The sequence below is a fragment of the Psychrobacter sp. T6-6 genome (assembly GCF_052258185.1).
GTDB lineage: Bacteria > Pseudomonadota > Gammaproteobacteria > Pseudomonadales > Moraxellaceae > Psychrobacter.
On sequence record NZ_JBQQEX010000026.1, the window covers coordinates 1 to 712 of the forward strand.

The window sequence follows — 712 nt, forward strand, 5'->3', positions numbered from 1 at the left end:
TATGTTAATGCTAATGTTTCGAATACAGGACTATCACCTACTACGGTCAGCTTTCCCACGCTGTTCTTCTACATTAGTACTAATCGGCTTCTCCCCGTTCGCTCGCCGCTACTAGGGGAATCTCAATTGATGTCTATTCCTAAGGGTACTGAGATGTTTCACTTCCCCTCGTTCGCTTCCTAATAAATTAGGATACTTACCTTATGGTAAGTGGGTTTCCCCATTCAGAAATCTCCGGATCACAGGATATTGCCGCCTCCCCGAAGCTTATCGCAGGCTGTCACGTCTTTCATCGCCTCTGACTGCCAAGGCATCCACCATGTGCGCTTCATTACTTGACCATACAACCCCAAGTAGTCTTTCGACTCCAAAGTGTCATACACTCTAATTATGATAACGATATCACCTATGTTTATACGCTTGATTCAGTTCTCTTTACTTTTTTAATAACTCACCCCTGGGATAACAACTGATGTCGTTAAGAGGTGAGTTATTAAGGTTAAGAAGTGCGCGTGAACACGCACCTCCTAACCCAGACTCATATCTATGTTTTTAAATAGTCTCTATGCTCTCGTCGAGTCACAGATTCTGTATAAAACAGAAAGAAGTAATCTTGTTCAAATCACTTGTTTCTGTTTGATACCTATTTTTATTTAGCACTCTAAGCTTAACTAAAGTAGTGGTGGAGCCAAACGGAGTCGAACCGTTGACC

At 42.3% G+C, this 712-nt stretch carries 1 rRNA gene; it reads right to left on the reverse strand.

Annotation, left to right across the window (positions count from 1 at the left end):
- Positions 1–341, reverse strand: a 23S ribosomal RNA gene (locus ACTXGL_RS14090); the annotation flags it as partial.
- Positions 342–712: the final 371 nt, after the last annotated feature.